The organism is Flavihumibacter cheonanensis (genome assembly GCF_022352215.1).
Classification (GTDB): domain Bacteria; phylum Bacteroidota; class Bacteroidia; order Chitinophagales; family Chitinophagaceae; genus Flavihumibacter; species Flavihumibacter cheonanensis.
On record NZ_JAKRWF010000123.1, the window covers coordinates 1 to 286 of the forward strand.

1 protein-coding gene is annotated in these 286 nt (G+C 70.3%); it reads right to left on the bottom strand.

The genetic code is table 11. The annotated features are described in order from the left end of the window. On the bottom strand, positions 1 to 286 hold a 286-nt coding region (locus tag MD536_RS21365; RefSeq protein ID WP_239603812.1), incomplete at both ends, for a hypothetical protein.

Genomic DNA, 286 nt, shown 5'->3' on the forward strand with positions numbered 1-286 from the left:
CCGTCGTCGCACCGCTCGAGCGTGCAGTCCCAATCGCTCGCGCGCACATCCACCGCGCGCACCTCGACGCCGTGGCGCCGCGCGTCCTGCACGAGCTGCGACGGCGCGTAGAACCCCATCGGCTGGCTGTTGATCAGCGCCGCGGTGAACGCCGCCGGCTCGTGGCGCTTGAGCCATGCCGACACGTATACCAGCAGCGCGAAGCTCGCGGCGTGCGACTCGGGGAAGCCGTACTCGCCGAAGCCGAGGATCTGCTGGAAGATCTGCCGCGCGAACCGCTCGTCGT